The organism is Mycobacterium sp. NGS29, from assembly GCF_059812965.1.
The window spans coordinates 366,356-381,254 of record NZ_JCALDR010000001.1 but is presented as its reverse complement, the minus strand read 5'-3'; the positions used below and the strand labels follow the sequence as shown (position 1 = coordinate 381,254).

At 64.5% G+C, this 14,899-nt stretch carries 15 protein-coding genes and 1 pseudogene; 7 read left to right on the top strand and 9 right to left on the bottom strand.

The genetic code is table 11. The features are described 5' to 3' along the window. Window positions 1-212: 212 nt before the first annotated feature. Window positions 213-1,217: a helix-turn-helix domain-containing protein gene (locus AC5Y5Z_RS01780; RefSeq protein ID WP_011560599.1), complete on the bottom strand. Its 1,005-nt coding sequence runs from the start codon at window positions 1,215-1,217 to the stop codon at window positions 213-215. Between the two features lie 114 nt (window positions 1,218-1,331). Between AC5Y5Z_RS01780 and AC5Y5Z_RS01775 the strand changes: the two genes are divergently transcribed. Genes AC5Y5Z_RS01775 through AC5Y5Z_RS01765 form a run of 3 tightly spaced genes read left to right on the top strand, consistent with a single transcriptional unit; the run spans window position 1,332 to window position 4,267 of the window. After that, the gene (locus tag AC5Y5Z_RS01775) at window positions 1,332-1,652 is read left to right on the top strand and encodes a 2Fe-2S iron-sulfur cluster-binding protein (RefSeq protein WP_011560600.1); all 321 of its coding nucleotides are present in this window, start codon (window positions 1,332-1,334) and stop codon (window positions 1,650-1,652) included. Window positions 1,653-1,682: 30 nt separating this feature from the next. Beyond that, entirely contained in the window at window positions 1,683-3,071 is a 1,389-nt protein-coding gene (locus AC5Y5Z_RS01770; protein WP_011560601.1) for a cytochrome P450, read from the top strand. After that, window positions 3,068-4,267: an NAD(P)/FAD-dependent oxidoreductase gene (locus AC5Y5Z_RS01765; protein WP_011560602.1), complete on the top strand. Its 1,200-nt coding sequence runs from the start codon at window positions 3,068-3,070 to the stop codon at window positions 4,265-4,267. The genes AC5Y5Z_RS01770 and AC5Y5Z_RS01765 overlap by 4 nt, the downstream gene beginning before the upstream one ends. Before the next feature lie 16 nt (window positions 4,268-4,283). On the opposite strand, the gene AC5Y5Z_RS01760 is transcribed toward AC5Y5Z_RS01765, so the two are convergent. From AC5Y5Z_RS01760 to AC5Y5Z_RS01745, 4 genes are all read right to left on the bottom strand, one after another. Further along, window positions 4,284-4,865: a TetR/AcrR family transcriptional regulator gene (locus AC5Y5Z_RS01760; RefSeq protein ID WP_005110548.1), complete on the bottom strand. Its 582-nt coding sequence runs from the start codon at window positions 4,863-4,865 to the stop codon at window positions 4,284-4,286. 90 nt (window positions 4,866-4,955) lie between these two features. Then, complete coding sequence (locus AC5Y5Z_RS01755; RefSeq protein ID WP_011560604.1) at window positions 4,956-5,867, bottom strand: alpha/beta fold hydrolase; 912 nt, start codon at window positions 5,865-5,867, stop codon at window positions 4,956-4,958. Next, a complete protein-coding gene (locus AC5Y5Z_RS01750; protein WP_011560605.1) occupies window positions 5,867-6,304 on the bottom strand; it encodes a PaaI family thioesterase in 438 nt (145 codons plus the stop codon). Before AC5Y5Z_RS01750 ends, AC5Y5Z_RS01755 begins: the two co-directional genes overlap by 1 nt. Before the next feature lie 45 nt (window positions 6,305-6,349). Next, window positions 6,350-7,036 (bottom strand): TetR/AcrR family transcriptional regulator, encoded by a 687-nt coding sequence (locus tag AC5Y5Z_RS01745; RefSeq protein ID WP_011560606.1) that lies wholly within the window; start codon window positions 7,034-7,036, stop codon window positions 6,350-6,352. Between the two features lie 51 nt (window positions 7,037-7,087). Between AC5Y5Z_RS01745 and AC5Y5Z_RS01740 the strand changes: the two genes are divergently transcribed. From AC5Y5Z_RS01740 to AC5Y5Z_RS01730, 3 genes are read left to right on the top strand one after another with little or no spacing between them, the layout of a single operon-like run. Further along, window positions 7,088-8,581 (top strand): acetyl-CoA acetyltransferase, encoded by a 1,494-nt coding sequence (locus tag AC5Y5Z_RS01740; protein WP_024445489.1) that lies wholly within the window; start codon window positions 7,088-7,090, stop codon window positions 8,579-8,581. Further along, window positions 8,578-9,678, top strand: coding sequence for a zinc-dependent alcohol dehydrogenase (locus AC5Y5Z_RS01735; protein WP_017205332.1), 1,101 nt, complete (start codon window positions 8,578-8,580; stop codon window positions 9,676-9,678). Before AC5Y5Z_RS01740 ends, AC5Y5Z_RS01735 begins: the two co-directional genes overlap by 4 nt. A gap of 35 nt (window positions 9,679-9,713) precedes the next feature. Beyond that, window positions 9,714-10,292: a carboxymuconolactone decarboxylase family protein gene (locus AC5Y5Z_RS01730; RefSeq protein ID WP_014382408.1), complete on the top strand. Its 579-nt coding sequence runs from the start codon at window positions 9,714-9,716 to the stop codon at window positions 10,290-10,292. A 409-nt stretch (window positions 10,293-10,701) separates the two neighbouring features. Here AC5Y5Z_RS01730 and AC5Y5Z_RS01725 read toward each other — a convergent pair whose 3' ends face one another. Beyond that, window positions 10,702-11,847, bottom strand: a complete 1,146-nt coding sequence (locus tag AC5Y5Z_RS01725; protein ID WP_499923073.1) for a PPE family protein — start codon at window positions 11,845-11,847, stop codon at window positions 10,702-10,704. Window positions 11,848-11,873: 26 nt separating this feature from the next. Beyond that, window positions 11,874-12,698 carry a PPE family protein, SVP subgroup gene (locus AC5Y5Z_RS01720; protein ID WP_499923071.1) on the bottom strand — a complete coding sequence of 275 codons (825 nt, stop codon included), beginning with the start codon at window positions 12,696-12,698 and terminating at the stop codon, window positions 11,874-11,876. 205 nt (window positions 12,699-12,903) lie between these two features. On the opposite strand from AC5Y5Z_RS01720, the pseudogene AC5Y5Z_RS01715 reads away from it, so the two are divergent. Continuing rightward, window positions 12,904-13,617, top strand: a pseudogene (locus AC5Y5Z_RS01715) (phosphoribosyltransferase); the annotation flags it as partial. Between the two features lie 8 nt (window positions 13,618-13,625). Here the strand turns inward: AC5Y5Z_RS01715 and AC5Y5Z_RS01710 are convergent. Together AC5Y5Z_RS01710 and wag31 are read right to left on the bottom strand one after the other, a co-directional pair. Next, entirely contained in the window at window positions 13,626-13,904 is a 279-nt protein-coding gene (locus tag AC5Y5Z_RS01710) for a hypothetical protein (protein WP_499923070.1), read from the bottom strand. A 114-nt stretch (window positions 13,905-14,018) separates the two neighbouring features. Then, entirely contained in the window at window positions 14,019-14,822 is an 804-nt protein-coding gene (gene wag31, locus AC5Y5Z_RS01705; RefSeq protein ID WP_463824445.1) for a DivIVA-like cell division protein Wag31, read from the bottom strand. Window positions 14,823-14,899 lie beyond the last annotated feature (77 nt).

Sequence of the window (14,899 nt, the reverse complement as noted above, 5' to 3'; positions counted from 1 at the left end):
GAGGTCCGCGTCACCCCCGCCCGCACCCGCCGCTAGCGCGGTATGGATTCTCTGGAATGTCCTTGCGCCTCTTCCCAAGAGGGTGCTGCGATGACCGAAACCCGCGCCGATCGTGTCGTTTCTCGACGATGTCCAGGTGACAGATGAGGCCGATCGTGAAGCCCGCTGGTTCCGATGGTCGCCCGGCACACGCCGGGGCGGATCTATAGCCCTCAGTCGCGCGTTTTTCTGAAGTGGCGCGGTGAACGACCGGTCCACCGTTTGAAGGCATGTGTGAAGTTCGTGAGCTCCGCGTACCCGAGTTCTGCCGCGATCTCGCTTACAGACAACGATCTGTCGAGAAGTCGCAGAATTGCTCGCTCCCGCAAGAACGACTGACGCAATTCGCGAAAGGTGGTCCCCTCTTCGCGGAGGCGCCGCTTCAACGTGCTCGGGGATATCGAAAGCTCGCCCGCCGTCCGGCTGATGTTCGTTTTTCCGGGATCTTTTTCGAGCAGGTCCCTTACTTTTTCGGAGACCGACGTGTCACGTCGTTGATCGAGAGTTCGCTGCAAATCGGTGACGGCAATCCGGTACGCCACAGGATCGGAGAATCGACAGACCTCCTCGAGCGAAGCCGCGGGAACGTGGACGAACGAGCTGGGGGCGTCGAAGAAGATCCGACCCGCCAACACTTCGTCATGAAGAACCCACGACTCCGGCGCTGAATGACTTAAATGCAGTTCAATATTCGGTACGGCACCCGCGAGCATGTCGAGCAGACGCAACAGCGCCAGCCCACCGTAGGTGACGGCCAGGCAGTTCAGGCCCGCGTCACCGGTGCGACCGGTGAGCCCGATCGTGAGGCCGCGTTCCGTCGAATGGAACGTCGGGCTGAGGGCTGTGGTGATCACCGGCAGATAAGCAAGCAACTCGACAACCTCGGCTACCGAGCCCGCGCTGACCAAGGGAACACTGAGTGCCCCAAAGGACGTCAGTTTGGCGTGTTCAGCGAACGCGAAACCCAGACGGGTTCCCTGATCACAATCGAAATCGGAATATATCTCCCTGAACCACCGTAAGGGGACCTGCGCGTCGCGACCCACCAACATCGACTCGGTAACGTGCTCGCGAACCATGATGCTGCGGAGCGCAATGCTGGCGTCATGCCCCAGCGCCTCACTGTCCAGCATCTGCAGGAAAGCCAGCGCTGGCATACCCGAGTCGTCGAGTTTCACGTGCCTCCCTGCGCGTGAGCTAAAAACACAACTTTTTGACTCCTGCGAGCCTAGCGACGCTGGTCACGCGCGACAACGCTAAATAGAGGAGTTCCAAATTGAGGAGAGTTAATCATGGCAGTCGTCACCTTCGTCTCTCACGACGGCGAGAAGTACGAAGCCCCCTTGGCCGAAGGGCAGTCCTTGATGCAGGTTGCGGTCAACAACGCGGTGCCCGGCATCGACGGCGATTGTGGAGGGGAAGCCGCATGCGGAACGTGCCACGTGATCGTCGCTCCCGAGTGGTCGGACACGGTGGGACTCTGCGGCGCCAACGAAGAGGAGATGCTCGCGATGAACCCCGAGCGTCAGCGGACGTCGAGGCTGTCTTGCCAGATGTCCGCCTCCGAGGCATGGGATGGCTTGACGGTCGAGCTACCTGAGTTCCAGCTCTGAAACAACGTCATGGATTTGGAGGAAACAATAATGAGTATTCCCGCGGCAGTGGCCGCCAAAGCCCAGTCTGCCGTGCCTCTGGAGCTGCAAATCCGCGGCGCACACCTCTACGACAAGACACGCCGGTGGGTAACCGGAACCAATGGTAAGAAGATCTTCACCGAGACGCCCATTCCTCCGGTCGAGGACGTTGATATCGCCGACATCGATCTCAGCAACCCGTTCCTCTACCGCCAAGGCCGCTGGAAGTCCTACTTCGAACGCGTGCGCAACGAGGCGCCGGTGCACTACCAGGCTCACAGTGCGTTCGGCCCGTTCTGGTCGGTGACCCGCCACGCGGACATCATCGCCGTCGACAAGAACCACGAGGCTTTCTCCGCAGAGCCGTTCATCATCATCGGGAGACCGCCCCGCTTCATGGACATCGCCATGTTCATCGCGATGGATCCGCCACAACACGACTTGCAGCGCGCTTCCGTCCAAGGGGTTGTCGCGCCGAAGAACCTGCGCGAGATGGAGGGGCTGATCCGCTCGCGTGTCCAGGAAGTGCTGGACGATCTACCGGTGGATCAGCCGTTCAATTGGGTGCACCACGTCTCCATCGAACTGACAGCGCGCATGCTCGCGACCCTGCTGGACTTCCCGTACGAGCAGCGGCACAAGCTCGTGGAATGGTCGGACCTCGCCACCTCCATGGAGCAAGCCAATGGTGGTCCTTCCGACAACGACAGAGTGTTTCGTGGCATGGTCGACATGGCGAAGGGTCTCAGCGCTCTCTGGCATGACAAGGCGGCCCGTACCGCCAACGGGGAGCGACCGGGCTTCGATCTGATCACGATGCTGCAGGCCAACGAGGACACTAAGGATCTCATCGACCGCCCGATGGAATTCCTCGGCAATTTGGTACTGCTGATCGTCGGGGGAAACGACACGACTCGCAACTCGATGAGCGGAGGGGTTCTCGCCTTGAACCAGTTCCCCGATCAGTTCGAGAAGTTGAAGGCGAACCCTGACCTGATTCCCAACATGGTATCCGAGATCATTCGCTGGCAGACCCCGTTGGCGTACATGCGCCGAGTCGCGAAAAAAGACATCATGTTGAACGGGCAATTCATCCGCAAGGGCGACAAGGTCGTGATGTGGTACGCCTCTGGTAACCGCGATGAGCGTGTCTTCGAGCGGGCCGATGAGTTGATCATCGATAGGAGCAACGCCCGCAATCACATCTCGTTCGGGTTCGGCGTGCACAGGTGCATGGGAAACCGACTTGCTGAGTTGCAGCTTCGAATCCTGTGGGAGGAATTGCTCCCTCGCTTTGAGAACATCGAGGTGGTCGGCGAACCCGAGTATGTGCAATCGAATTTCGTCAGGGGTATCAGCAAGCTGATGGTTCGCCTCACTCCCAGGCCAAGTGCGTGACTCCCGAACGAGCGGTGATCGTCGGCGCGAGCCACGCCGGCGCGCAGTTGGCAGCTAATCTTCGAAGGGAGGGGTGGTCTGGGGAGGTCGTGCTCATCGGCGACGAGGGGGGACTGCCCTACCACCGGCCTCCGTTGTCGAAGGGATACCTGGCCGGCAAGAACGGCCTCGACGACCTCCTGATTCGCGGCGCTGATTTCTACGAAAAGCAGCACATTCGACTCTTGAATGCGACCGTGGAGGCGATCCACCGGAGTGCCAAGCGTGTGTCTCTGAGCACCGGCGACACGCTGACGTACACCAAGCTCGCGTTGTGCACCGGCGCAAGGGCCAGACGACTCCCCACACCAGGGGTGGATCTTCCCGGAATTCACTACCTGCGTACCGCTGCAGACGTCGAGTTGATCCGTGCCGCCGCTACACCGGGTCGGAGGGTTGTGATCGTGGGCGGCGGTTACATCGGGTTGGAAACGGCGGCCTCGCTGTGTTCGCTCGGCATGAACGTCACCGTCCTCGAGGCAACCGAGCGTGTACTCGAACGGGTCACCGCGCCGGAGGTTTCCGCGTTTTACACCCGAATCCACAACGGCGAGGGAGTGGAGATCCGAACACACGCTCTCGTCGAAGCCTTCTCCGGCAACGGCAGAGTGCAGGAGGTCGTGCTGGCAGGCGGCGAACCGATCCCCGCCGACTTGGTCATCGTCGGCGTCGGTGTGGTGCCGAACACCGAGCTCGCCTCGGCCGCAGGATTATCCGTCGACAACGGCATCGTGATCGACGACCAGGCCCGCACCAGCGACCCCGACATCGTGGCCGCCGGCGACTGCACCAGCCACACCATGGCTCGATACGGCTCGCGTATTCGTTTGGAATCCGTATCGAGCGCCGGCGAGCAGGCCAAGATCGCTGCGGCGACAATCTGCGGAAAACACAGCGCAATCGCTGCGCTTCCGTGGTTCTGGTCCGACCAGTACGATCTCAAACTCCAGATCGCCGGTCTCAACACCGGATACGACGAAGTGGTCTTCAGCGGCGACCCGTCGCGTGACCGTGACTTCAGCTGCTTCTACTTCCGCGATCGTGAACTCATCGCCGCCGACTGCGTCAACCGTCCTCGCGATTTCATGTTCAGTAAGCGGGCCATCAGCCAGCAGCTCCGAGTTGACCGCTCAGAGCTCCTCGCCGGCTCGATCTGACACGAGAGCTTGCTAGTTACAAACTGTGGACAACTCCCAGGTACCTGAGTGCTACGCGGGAGATCCGCTCACCGGTGGTGGCGATGTCCGCGGCTGGGAGTACAACATGACTCACTGTCAGTCGCACCAGAACATCTGCGACCTCCTCAACGTCTTCGGGATCGAGATCGTCGAAGTGGTCGTTAAACCACGTGATCAGAGCCGCGGAGCAGAGCTGAAGCAGGGAAGCCGACGTCGGCAGAAGAGGTAGGACTCCAGTAGACGACGAGCCACCGCGATCATTCCCCGAAGGGTTGGACGTCAGAACTGCCTTGAGGAGCGGGCTGTCTTCTGCTTCACAGAGGGTGAATTGCACCGCTGCGGTGATGCCGCCCCGCACGTCGCCCACGTGTTCGGCAAGGACGGCAAGAATGCCTTCCATAAAGCGCTGGCCCTCCGACACCACAAGCGCGTCGCCGAGCCCCTGTTTGTCGCCGAACTCTTTGTACAACGTCGGGCGGGAGACGCCGACCGATTCGGCAACCTCGCTCATCCGGACCTGATCCCAGCCCTTCTCGATGGCGAGTTCTCGTGTCGCCCTCAAAACCTTTTCGCGCACATGCCGGCGGAAAGACACCCGCGCTGGTTCAGTTGGCATAGGAGCAGGATAGGCGCCAGCCCTACATGGGCAGTCAACCGACAGCAGGGTTCATGTGGTCCTGTCGAGGAATTCGACGACCGCCGTCGAGAATGCGTCGTTGTTGTCGCCGGCAATCATGTGTCCCGCGCCCGATACGTCAACGGTTTGCGCGTGCGGAACGACGGTCAGGAAATGCTTTACTGTCTCTTCGGAGACCATGTCAGATAGTAGGCCCCGGACCAGCAGCGTTGGCGCGGACACCTGCCTCGCACCATCAAGAAGGAACGCGCTCATCATGTCGAAGTCTTTAGCGCCTTCGTCTGGATCACCCTGCAGGAACTGGAAATTCGACGTCACGAAAGCTGGATCCCATCGCCAGGCCCAGCGACCGTCTTCGCGACGGGCGAGGACTTTTCGGAGGCCGTCGAGGTTTTCGGGGCGAGGGCGGTGCGGGTTGTAGGCGGCGATCACGTCAGCGGCCGACTCTAGGCTGTCGAAACCTTCGGGGTGTGCCGACATGAACGCTACGACTCGTCGGGCGCCTTCCATCTCCATTCGCGGAGTGACGTCAACCAGGACGACGGCCTGCCATAGGTCCGGCGGGGCGAGCAAGTGTGTTCCGAGAATGGTCAAGCCGCCCAGAGAGGCGCCGATCGCGGCGACGGGGCGGCCGGAATCGGCGTATGAGCGCACGGCCAATAGGTCGGATCCAAGCCGGTCCCCGTCGTAGCGTCCGTCGGGGTCCCAGTCGCTGTCCCCGTGTCCCCTGGTGTCGTACGCGGCCACCGTGTAGCCCCGCTGGTGCAGGCGTTGGGCGGTGACGTCCCAGGCGTGTCGGCTTTGACCTCCGCCGTGAAGGAGCAACACGACCGCCCGCGGCGCATCACAGCGGTAGAGGTCGACCGCCAGCGTCAGCCCGTCCGCCGTGGGCACGCGCTCGACCACAGGAGCCGACGAATCGCCTGTTCTCTTTGCCGACATCAGGAGCTCGTCTTCGGTGCGACGACGGTGACGGTTCCCTGGGCCGCACACACCGCTCTGCCGTCGTTGCAGATGTCGATACGCGCCACACCGCTGGTTCTGCCCAGCGAGATGATCTCGGCTGTGGCTACACAGGTGCCGCTAGAGACCGGACGAAGCAGATTCAGTTTGAACTCCGTTGTCGCGACCCAAGATCCCAGTGGAATCACGGGATAAAACACCACTCCGAGGCAGTGGTCGACCATGGCCGATAAGCAGCCCCCATGCAGGTTCCCGAAAGGCGTCTTCAGGTCGTCGCGTGCGTCCATCTCCGCGACGAGCCGTCCCGCAGTGAATTCGGTGTGACGGAAGCCGAGGTAACCGGCCAACCCGCCCGTGGTTTCTGCTGCGCTCTTTAGTTGCTCAGCGACCTGTTCGTTGAACGTGGTGAATTGCACAGGCCCTCCTACCTCATCTGCCGTCGAGACATTACGCCATAGATGTCACATCGGTCGAGCGTGGTCACCCGCCAGGATCGCCGGAAGGAGAAACCTCGACAGAAACGCCCGGAGTCCGTCACGACTGCGCTCCCGCGGCCCTCGAACAGTCAGCAGGCTCAATATCGTGCGGACAACCCACTCGGCGGCGTCGTCGACGGAGACGCCCGGTTCCACGCAACTCCAGTGTCTGGTGAAGATGGGACGCAGAAATTCGGTGACGATTTCGAAGAGGGACGTCGAGGTCCCCGCCGCGAGACCCACGCCGGCGAGTTCCTCGTCGCTGCCGAACAACAATCCGATGATCTCTTCGCGGCGCGCGGCCTCAACCGTGTATTCCACGAAATCGACGAGCGCGGAGCCCAGGTCGGCGTGCGCCGCGATCCGCGGGCTGATGCGGTCGAGATAGCGCTCGGCGGCGCGAATGATGACACCCGACATCACCGCCTCCCGACTGGGGAAGTAGCGATACACCGTTGCCCTGGACACACCCGCTGTTCTGCCGATGTCCTCCATGGTCGTGCCCACCACACCGCAACTCTCGAGGCACCGCTCGGCAGCATCGAGCAACCGGTCGCGAGCGGACCCACGATCTGTCGGCGCGGCGGCGCCCCATCTCAACAACCTCGTCGACACACAGCCAGTATGCCGCGAGCGCACACCATTGTGACTTGCCCACGCACATGACACCATCGCAGTTATGTCTCAAGTCAGCCCCGTGGCCCTGAGCGGATGCCGATGCCGATGTTGGTAGAAGCGCGTACCCCGGTTGTCGTCGGCGTGGGCGAAGTTACCCATCGCGGGAACGACTTCGTGGACCCGATCGACTTGGCGGTAGAAGCCGCACGCCGCGCGGTCAAAGACGCAAGTCGCCCGGTCGAGCGGCGCATCGACACCGTCGCGACTCCGGGCATCCTGGTCATACCGCGCGACAATCCCGCCAGCAGGATCGCCGAAGCGATGCACATCAGTCCCGCCCGCCGCATCAGCTGTCCCGTCGGCGGAAACACCCCGCAGTATCTCGTCGAAGTGTTGGGTGGCGAAATAGGCGAAGGCCGTGCAGATGTCGTCCTGGTCGTCGGGGCGGAGAGCGGGCATTCCGCACGCAAGCTTCAGGGCGGGGCACTTCTCGACTCGCCGCCCCCACCCCGCTCCGACGACGAATCCCTGGGCGACGCCCGCCCCGGGCTGAGTCAAGCCGAATTGTCGGTGGGTCTGAGTTGGCCGCACGAGGTGTATCCCATCTTCGAGTCCGCGATCGCCGCGCGCCACGGCCGCGACTTCGATGCTCAACGGGAGTGGCTGGGCACGCTGATGGCCCCGTTCACAGCCGAGGCGGCACGCCATCCGGAACAGGCCTGGTTCCCACGCGCACGAAGTGCCACCGAACTCAGCGAAGTCACCGCGGAAAACCGCATGGTCTGCTTGCCCTATCCCAAGCTGCTCAACAGCATCATGTCCGTCGACATGGCTGCCGCCTTCATTCTCATGGCGGCCGAGGTGGCGGACGAATTAGGCGTCGCGCGCGATCGTTGGGTCTTTCCCTGGTCAGCAGCGACTTGCAACGACGTGTACTTCCCCGTGGAACGGCCGGACCTCAGCCGCTCATCGGGTATCGAGGTAGCGGCACGGAAGGCTCTCGATGCGGGCCGGTTGACCACCGACGACATCCGGTGGTTCGACCTCTACTCCTGCTTCCCGTCGGCAATTGAGATGGCTGCCGAGGCTCTCGACTTGGACCCCCTCGACGACAGAGGCCTCACAGTAACCGGAGGCCTGCCTTATCACGGCGGTCCCGGAAACAATTACGTCAGCCACTCGATCGTGGAGATGGTCCGACGGTGCCGACGCGACCCAACCGATGCCGGACTCGTCACCGGCCTCGGGTGGTATTCGACGAAGCATTCGGTCGGTGTGTGGTCGGCCACCCCGCCACCAGCCGGGTGGCGACTGCTCGACACGGCGGTCGAACAAGCTCAAATCGATTCATCGCGGCTGGCCGTCGCAGGCGCCGACGAGGCGACCGGTTGCGCGACAGTCGACGGATACACCGTCGTCTACGACCGAGACGGCCAACCTCGATGGACTCCGATCATCGCGCACCTGTCCGACGGGCAAAGAGTCGTCGCACGCAGCGACGATCCGCAGATCGCCGAGGCGATGGGCGCGGAAATGTACGTAGGTAAAACGGTGTGCCTCCGAAACACAGGGTCGTTCACCGGGTTCGAGCTTCCATGATCGCCGAGGCGATGGTGCTGACCGGACCGCGGAGTCTGCAGCGGCGCCAGATGACCATCCCCGACGTCGGCGACCGGGGTGCGATCCTGCGAGTTGAAGCATGCGGTCTGTGCGGAACAGATCACGAACAATTCACCGGACACCTGCCTGCCGGCTTCTCATTCGTTCCAGGGCACGAAATCGTCGGCATCGTCGAACATGTTGGCGCTGCGGCTGGCCAACGCTGGGGTGTACAAGCCGGCCAGCGCGTGGCCGTTGAGGTGTTCCGGTCCTGCCGAGACTGCCCCGAGTGCCGCCGCGGCGAATACCGGCGGTGCGCGGTGAACGGCATCGCCACCATGTTCGGGTTTGTCGACGTGGAGGTCGGCGCGGGCTTATGGGGCGGATACGCCACCCATGTGGAGCTTCCGTGGGACGCGATGCTGCTCCCGATTGCCGAAGACATGGACCCCGTTCTCGCCACGTTGTTCAACCCTCTCGGGGCCGGTATCCAGTGGGGGGCGACTCTTCCCGACACCAAGGCCGGGGACGTCGTAGCGATCCTGGGGCCCGGCATCCGCGGAATCTGTGCGGCGGTGGCGGCCAAAGAGGCGGGAGCCGCGTTCGTCGCGATGACCGGCGTAGGCCCACGCGACGAACAACGACTGGCCATAGCCAGATCATTCGGTGTCGACCTGCCCATCGATGTATCGCAGGACGATGCAGTGACCGCGCTCCAGCGTGAGACAGGCGGACGGCTTGCCGACGTGGTCGTCGACGTCACCGCTAAAGCACCCTCCGCGTTCGCCGATGCCGTCGGCCTTGCCAGGCCCGGCGGCACAATTGTGGTGGCCGGCACCCGTGGAGGAGGCGGCACGCCCCGGTTTGAACCAGACTTGTTGGTCTATAAAGAATTACACGTCGTAGGCGCACTCGGCGTGGAGTATCCCGCCCACCGGGCAGCCCTCGAGATTCTCGCCCTGGGCCGCTGGCCGTTCGACCGGATCACCAGAGAATCAACCGGATTCGCTGGGCTCGCGCAGCTGCTCACTTCGCTTGCAGATGAAAGTGCCCGATCAAGTGGGGCGCTGCACAACGTCTTTTTGCCCACGCCCTAACGGCGTGGGCAGAGGTTCAACAGAGAGGGCCACCCGTGACCATGGCGGAACGCGTACCGATGCTCGACCGTGAGCAGGCCCAGCTGCGAGCTGCCGAATGTGGGTTGCCCGAAGAGTTGGCAGACCTGTCGGTATTCCGCGTGGCACTTCATCAGCCGCGTGTGGCGGTTGCGCTGTATGGGCTGCTAGACGCGTTACTCTTCCGCGGTTCCCTTGACGCGCGGCTACGCGAGCTGGTCATCATGCGCATCGGCTGGATTACTGGCTCCGAATACGAATGGACTCAACATTGGCGAATCGCCACACTGCTCGGCGTGCCTGAGCATGATCTCCTGGCGGTGCGCGACTGGCAGAATTCCGAAAGCCTCGGGCCAGTCGAGCGTGCGGTCCTCGCAGCGACCGATGATGTGGTACGCGACGGGGTCATCTCCGAGGAAAACTGGGCTGGGTGCCAGAAGGCATTCAATAGCGATCACGCCGTTTTGGTCGAACTTGTCGGAGCAATCGCCAATTGGCGGCTCTTTTCGATCCTGCTTCGATCTCTGAATATTCCGCTTGAGTCCGGTACCGACGGCTGGCCGCCCGATGGGCGAGCTCCTCAGGGTTGCGATTGAGCGAAAAACGTGGACCGGTGCTTGACCGAAGCGGTCAGCGCCCCAATCGCCAGACCACGACCCGTGTCGTAGACGGACAAGTCCCCCCTCGGACACACGACTGAGGCGAGCGAAATGAACGCTCGCGTTCATTTCCGAGCCGAGGGAGTGTGTTGAGCGGCGCAGCCGCGAACACACCTCCGACAAGCCGACTGAGGGGCGAGCGAAATGAACGCTCGCGTTCATTTCCGAGCCGAGGGAGTGTGTTGAGCGGCGCAGCCGCGAACACACCTCCGACAAGCCGACTGAGGCGAGCGAAATGAACGCTCGCGTTCATTTCCGAGCCGAGGGAGTGTGTTGAGCGGCGCAGCCGCGAACACACCTCCGACAAGCCGGTGCAGTGTGTTGAGCGGCGCAGCCGCGAACACACCTACACGAGGACCTGCCGGGGCATCACGGTCGGCTGAATCCCATAGCGTGGGCCAACACCGTAGCCGCCGCGGCCCGCCGAGGCGTAGGCCGGCATCCCGGTGGCCACATTCATCACCCCAGCACCCTGCTCTGCCGGCACCGTCCAGCCCGAACCGGCCAACGGCGCGGTGGACGCTGCCATCGTGGCCGGGGTGGCGGCCGACCACGAGGCGGGCACCGAGAGCTTGCCGACCGTCGTCGCCTGGCCGGCCGCCGCGGATACCGACGCAGCACTCGCGCCGCCGGAACCCAGACCCGCAGCCATTTGCGCCGGCCCGATCCCGATGGCGCCCAAATCCGGCGGGAACTGGCTCGCGATCAGGCCCGCGTCGAAGGTGTGCGAGTACAGCACTGCAGTGACAATTGCGTTGAAACCGTTCCAGGCCGCCATGTCGATAATGCCGTTGGGGATGTTCTGCACCAGGCTGTCGCTGAAGAAGTCGCCGACGGCCGATGCCGGCGCCGCCGCCGCTGGGTTTGCCAGCGACTGAACGACACTCGGCGTGCTGGACACCAAGGCGGACAGCCCTGTCGAGGTGCCGGCGGCCTGATCCGCCGTGGCGCTCGGCGCGGAGTTGGCGGCCGGAGTCGGTGCGGTCAGCGGGTCCAGTCGCCCGGCCAGCGCCGACGATCCGGCGTAGCCGTACATCGCGGCGGCGTCCTGGGCCCACATCTCGCCGTAGAGCGCTTCGTTGGCCGCGATCGCGGGCGTGTTCTGACCCACGATGTTGGTGGCGACGAGTGTTGCCAGCTGGGCGCGATTGGCCGCGACGACCGCCGGCGGCACCGTCATCGCGTACGCGGCCTCGTAGGCGGCCGCCGACGCCATCGCCTGGTCGGCCGCGTGCTGCAGCGACGCAGAGGTGGTGAGCAGCCATTGCACATAGGGGGCGGCGGCGGTGGCCATCGTCGCTGAGGACGGGCCCCGCCATTCGTCCTCGGTCAACGTCGAGATCACCGACTCGGCGGCCGTCGCCGTGCTGCTCAGTTCGGCAGCCAGGTTGCTGTAGGCCGCGGCGGCGGCCATCAGCGGCGCCGCTCCCGGGCCGGTGTACATACGGGTTGAATTGATCTCCGGGGACAGCGCGCCAAAATCAAAAGGCATTTCTCGGTCCTTAATGAAGTGGGGGTTCAGACAACGGTCGGCTTGGGCATGACGATCGGTTTGAGGCCGTAGCGCGGCGCCCCGAATCCGGCACTCGAACGGTCGGCCGATGCGATCGCCGGCAGGCCGGCGGGCACCGTCGTGATCGGCGCGGAATGCGCCGCGGCGCTGGTCCAGCCCGCGCCCGTCAGCGTTGCCGGCGTTCCGCCAGCAACAGGCATGCCGGCCGCCCAACTCGGTGGCACCGATATCGCCCCGATCGACACGGCCTCGCCGACACTTGCCGCCACCGGTGGTCCAGCGATAGCCGAGATCGGTAACGCGGGCGCCGCACCGACGCCCAGCGGCGGGAAATCGGCCATCGCGGGATTCCAAGTCACCGAACCGGGCAGGAACTGCCCCTGGCCGAGCGCGATGAAGTTCGACGCCGCGGCGCCGACATTCTGGAACCAGTTGAACGGCGTGCCGATGATCGCGTCGTCGGACGCGGCCGCCTCCGCCGGGCTGGCGGCCGCCGCGGATGCCGCGTTGGTGAGGCCGGACACCGATTCCGAGCCGGCCGCGCTCTGATTGGCCCCCTCGGTCTCGCCGTAGGCGTCGGCATTGGACCCGAGGGTGGTGACCAGCTGTTGATGCACGGCTCTGGCTTGCGCGCTGACCTGCTGATACCAGGTGCCGTAGGCCGCGAACTGTGCAGCCTGCAGTGCGGACACCTCGTCGGCGGCGGCCGGGACGACGCTGGTGGTCGGTGGCGCGGCGGCGGCATCCTCGGCGGCCATGGCCGTCCCGAGGTGTTGCAGTGCGCCCGCTGCGGCCGTCAATGCCTGGGGGTACGTGGTCACGAAGGACATCGGGTTCTCCTATCGACAGCGCCGCCCGTTTCGGAGGTCGGCCGGCGGTGGATGACCCGTTTATTAAGCGCCCCTGCCAGCACGGGAACCAGGAATTTCGGCAATGTTTCGGAAATACGTTGGTAATCCCGCTGTAACGAGCAACCGAGTTGCTGCTGACTGCCCAGCGGCGCGGTGAGTCAGTAGGCTTTGGTGGTTGCCAGCACAGGGCGGAGTGCGACCCATGAACCCACCGCGGACCCCATCGAGAGCCCTGTTTCGGCGCACGCCGACCCGCACGTTTCGCGACCGACGCGAAGCCGGCCGCGTCTTGGCCGACTCCCTGGCCGCCTACCGCGGCAAGCCGGATCTGCTGGTCCTCGGGCTCGCCCGGGGTGGCGTCCCGGTGGGATGGGAAGTCGCCGCCGCGCTGGACGCCGACCTCGACGTGTTTCTGGTGCGCAAGCTGGGTGTCCCGACGCAAGCGGAATTGGCGATGGGGGCGTTGGCCAGCGGCGGCCGGGTGGTGATGAACGAGGACGTGCTGTCCAGCCTGCGCATCTCCGACGAGCAGGTGCACAGGGTAATCGAGGCCGAATCGGCCGAACTGCGGCGGCGCGAACTGGCCTACCGCGGCGGGCGTCCCGGCGCCGACCCGCGCGCCAGGATTGCGGTTCTGGTCGACGACGGCATCGCTACCGGCGCCAGCATGTTGGCCGCGGTGCGGGCGGTGCGCGCCGCCGGGCCGCAGGCGGTCGTAGTCGCGGTTCCCGTCGGGCCGGCCTCAGCGTGCCGGATGCTGGCGCGCGAAGCCGACGACGTGGTGTGCGCAACCATGCCCCGGGACTTCAACGCCGTCGGGCAGGTCTATGCCGACTTCCATCAGGTCAGCGACGACGAGGTGCGCGCCCTGCTGTCCACTGCGACCGAACCGCGGTAGACCGACCGCTACTTGGCGTCCTCGTCACGCCGCGCCGGTTCCTCGGGCGCCTCGACGTCTTCGTCCGGATAGTCGACGGTGTTCTCGGACTCGGCGTCCGCATCGGCGTCCTCATCGACGGCCGCATCCCGCTGCTGACGTTCCCGGACCGCGTCCACAATCAGCAGGATCACGCCCACCACGCTGGCGCCGATGCACACCCAGGCAACCAGCACGTTGCTGGTCACTACCGCGAACACCAGCGCCACAAGCCCGATCAGGGCCAATACCAGCGCAATGATCAACATCGGTCATCCCTCCAGCCGCGAGGCGCGACTGCCAAACCTACCAGGGTCGATGACGCTGAACTCGCGCCTGGCGCGTGTCCGGCGTCGCGTTCCGGGCAGGTTGCCGCCCAGCGGTCAGTTGGCGCCGCGGTTGAACTGTTCGAAGCCGCCGGCGTCCGCGCTGGAATCGACCGGAGCCGCCGATCCGCGCTGGCCGAGTTCTTCGAGCTGGGACTCCAGATAGGTCTTCAGGCGGGTCCGGTACTCGCGCTCGAAGGTCCGCAACTGCTCGAGACGGCCTTCCAGCACGGTGCGCTGCTGGTTGATGGTCCCCATGATTTCGGAGTGCTTGCGTTCGGCATCGGCCTGCAGCGCGTCCGCCTTCTCCTGCGCCTGGCGCAACTGGCTCTCCGAGCGCGCCGTGGCATCCGCCAGCATCGCGTCCGCGCGCTGCCGCGCTTCGGAGACCGTGGTCTCGGCGGTATGCCGCGCCTCGCTGAGGATCTGATCGGCGTTCGCGCGGGCATCGGCCAGCATCTTGTCCGACTCGGCCTTGGCGGTGCTGGTCAGACGGTCGGCGGTGTCCTGGGCCAGGCTGAGCACGCGGGCCGCCTTGAGCGCCTGCTCCTCGTTGGACGAGCTCGGTTGCGCCGGCGCCGGGGTCGGCGCGGCCTGCTTGACCGGCTCGGGCTCGGGCTCGTAGGCCGGGATCGGCTGGGCCACCGTGGGCGCGGCACCGGAGGCGCCGCCTCCCGCGGCCAGCTCCTGGTCCAACTCGGCGATCCGCTGCCGCAGATCGGAGTTCTCCTCGATCAGTCGGGTCAGTTCGTTCTCCACCAGGTCAAGGAAGGCGTCAACCTCGTCCTCGTTGTACCCGCGCTTGCCGATAGGCGGCTTACTGAACGCCACATTGTGGACGTCGGCAGGTGTAAGCGGCATTCTTTGTCCCCTCGAGTTCCTGGACGGTCGAACAATCTGAAAGTGTAGAACGGTGCGGTAGCCGTCGCGCAACTGCC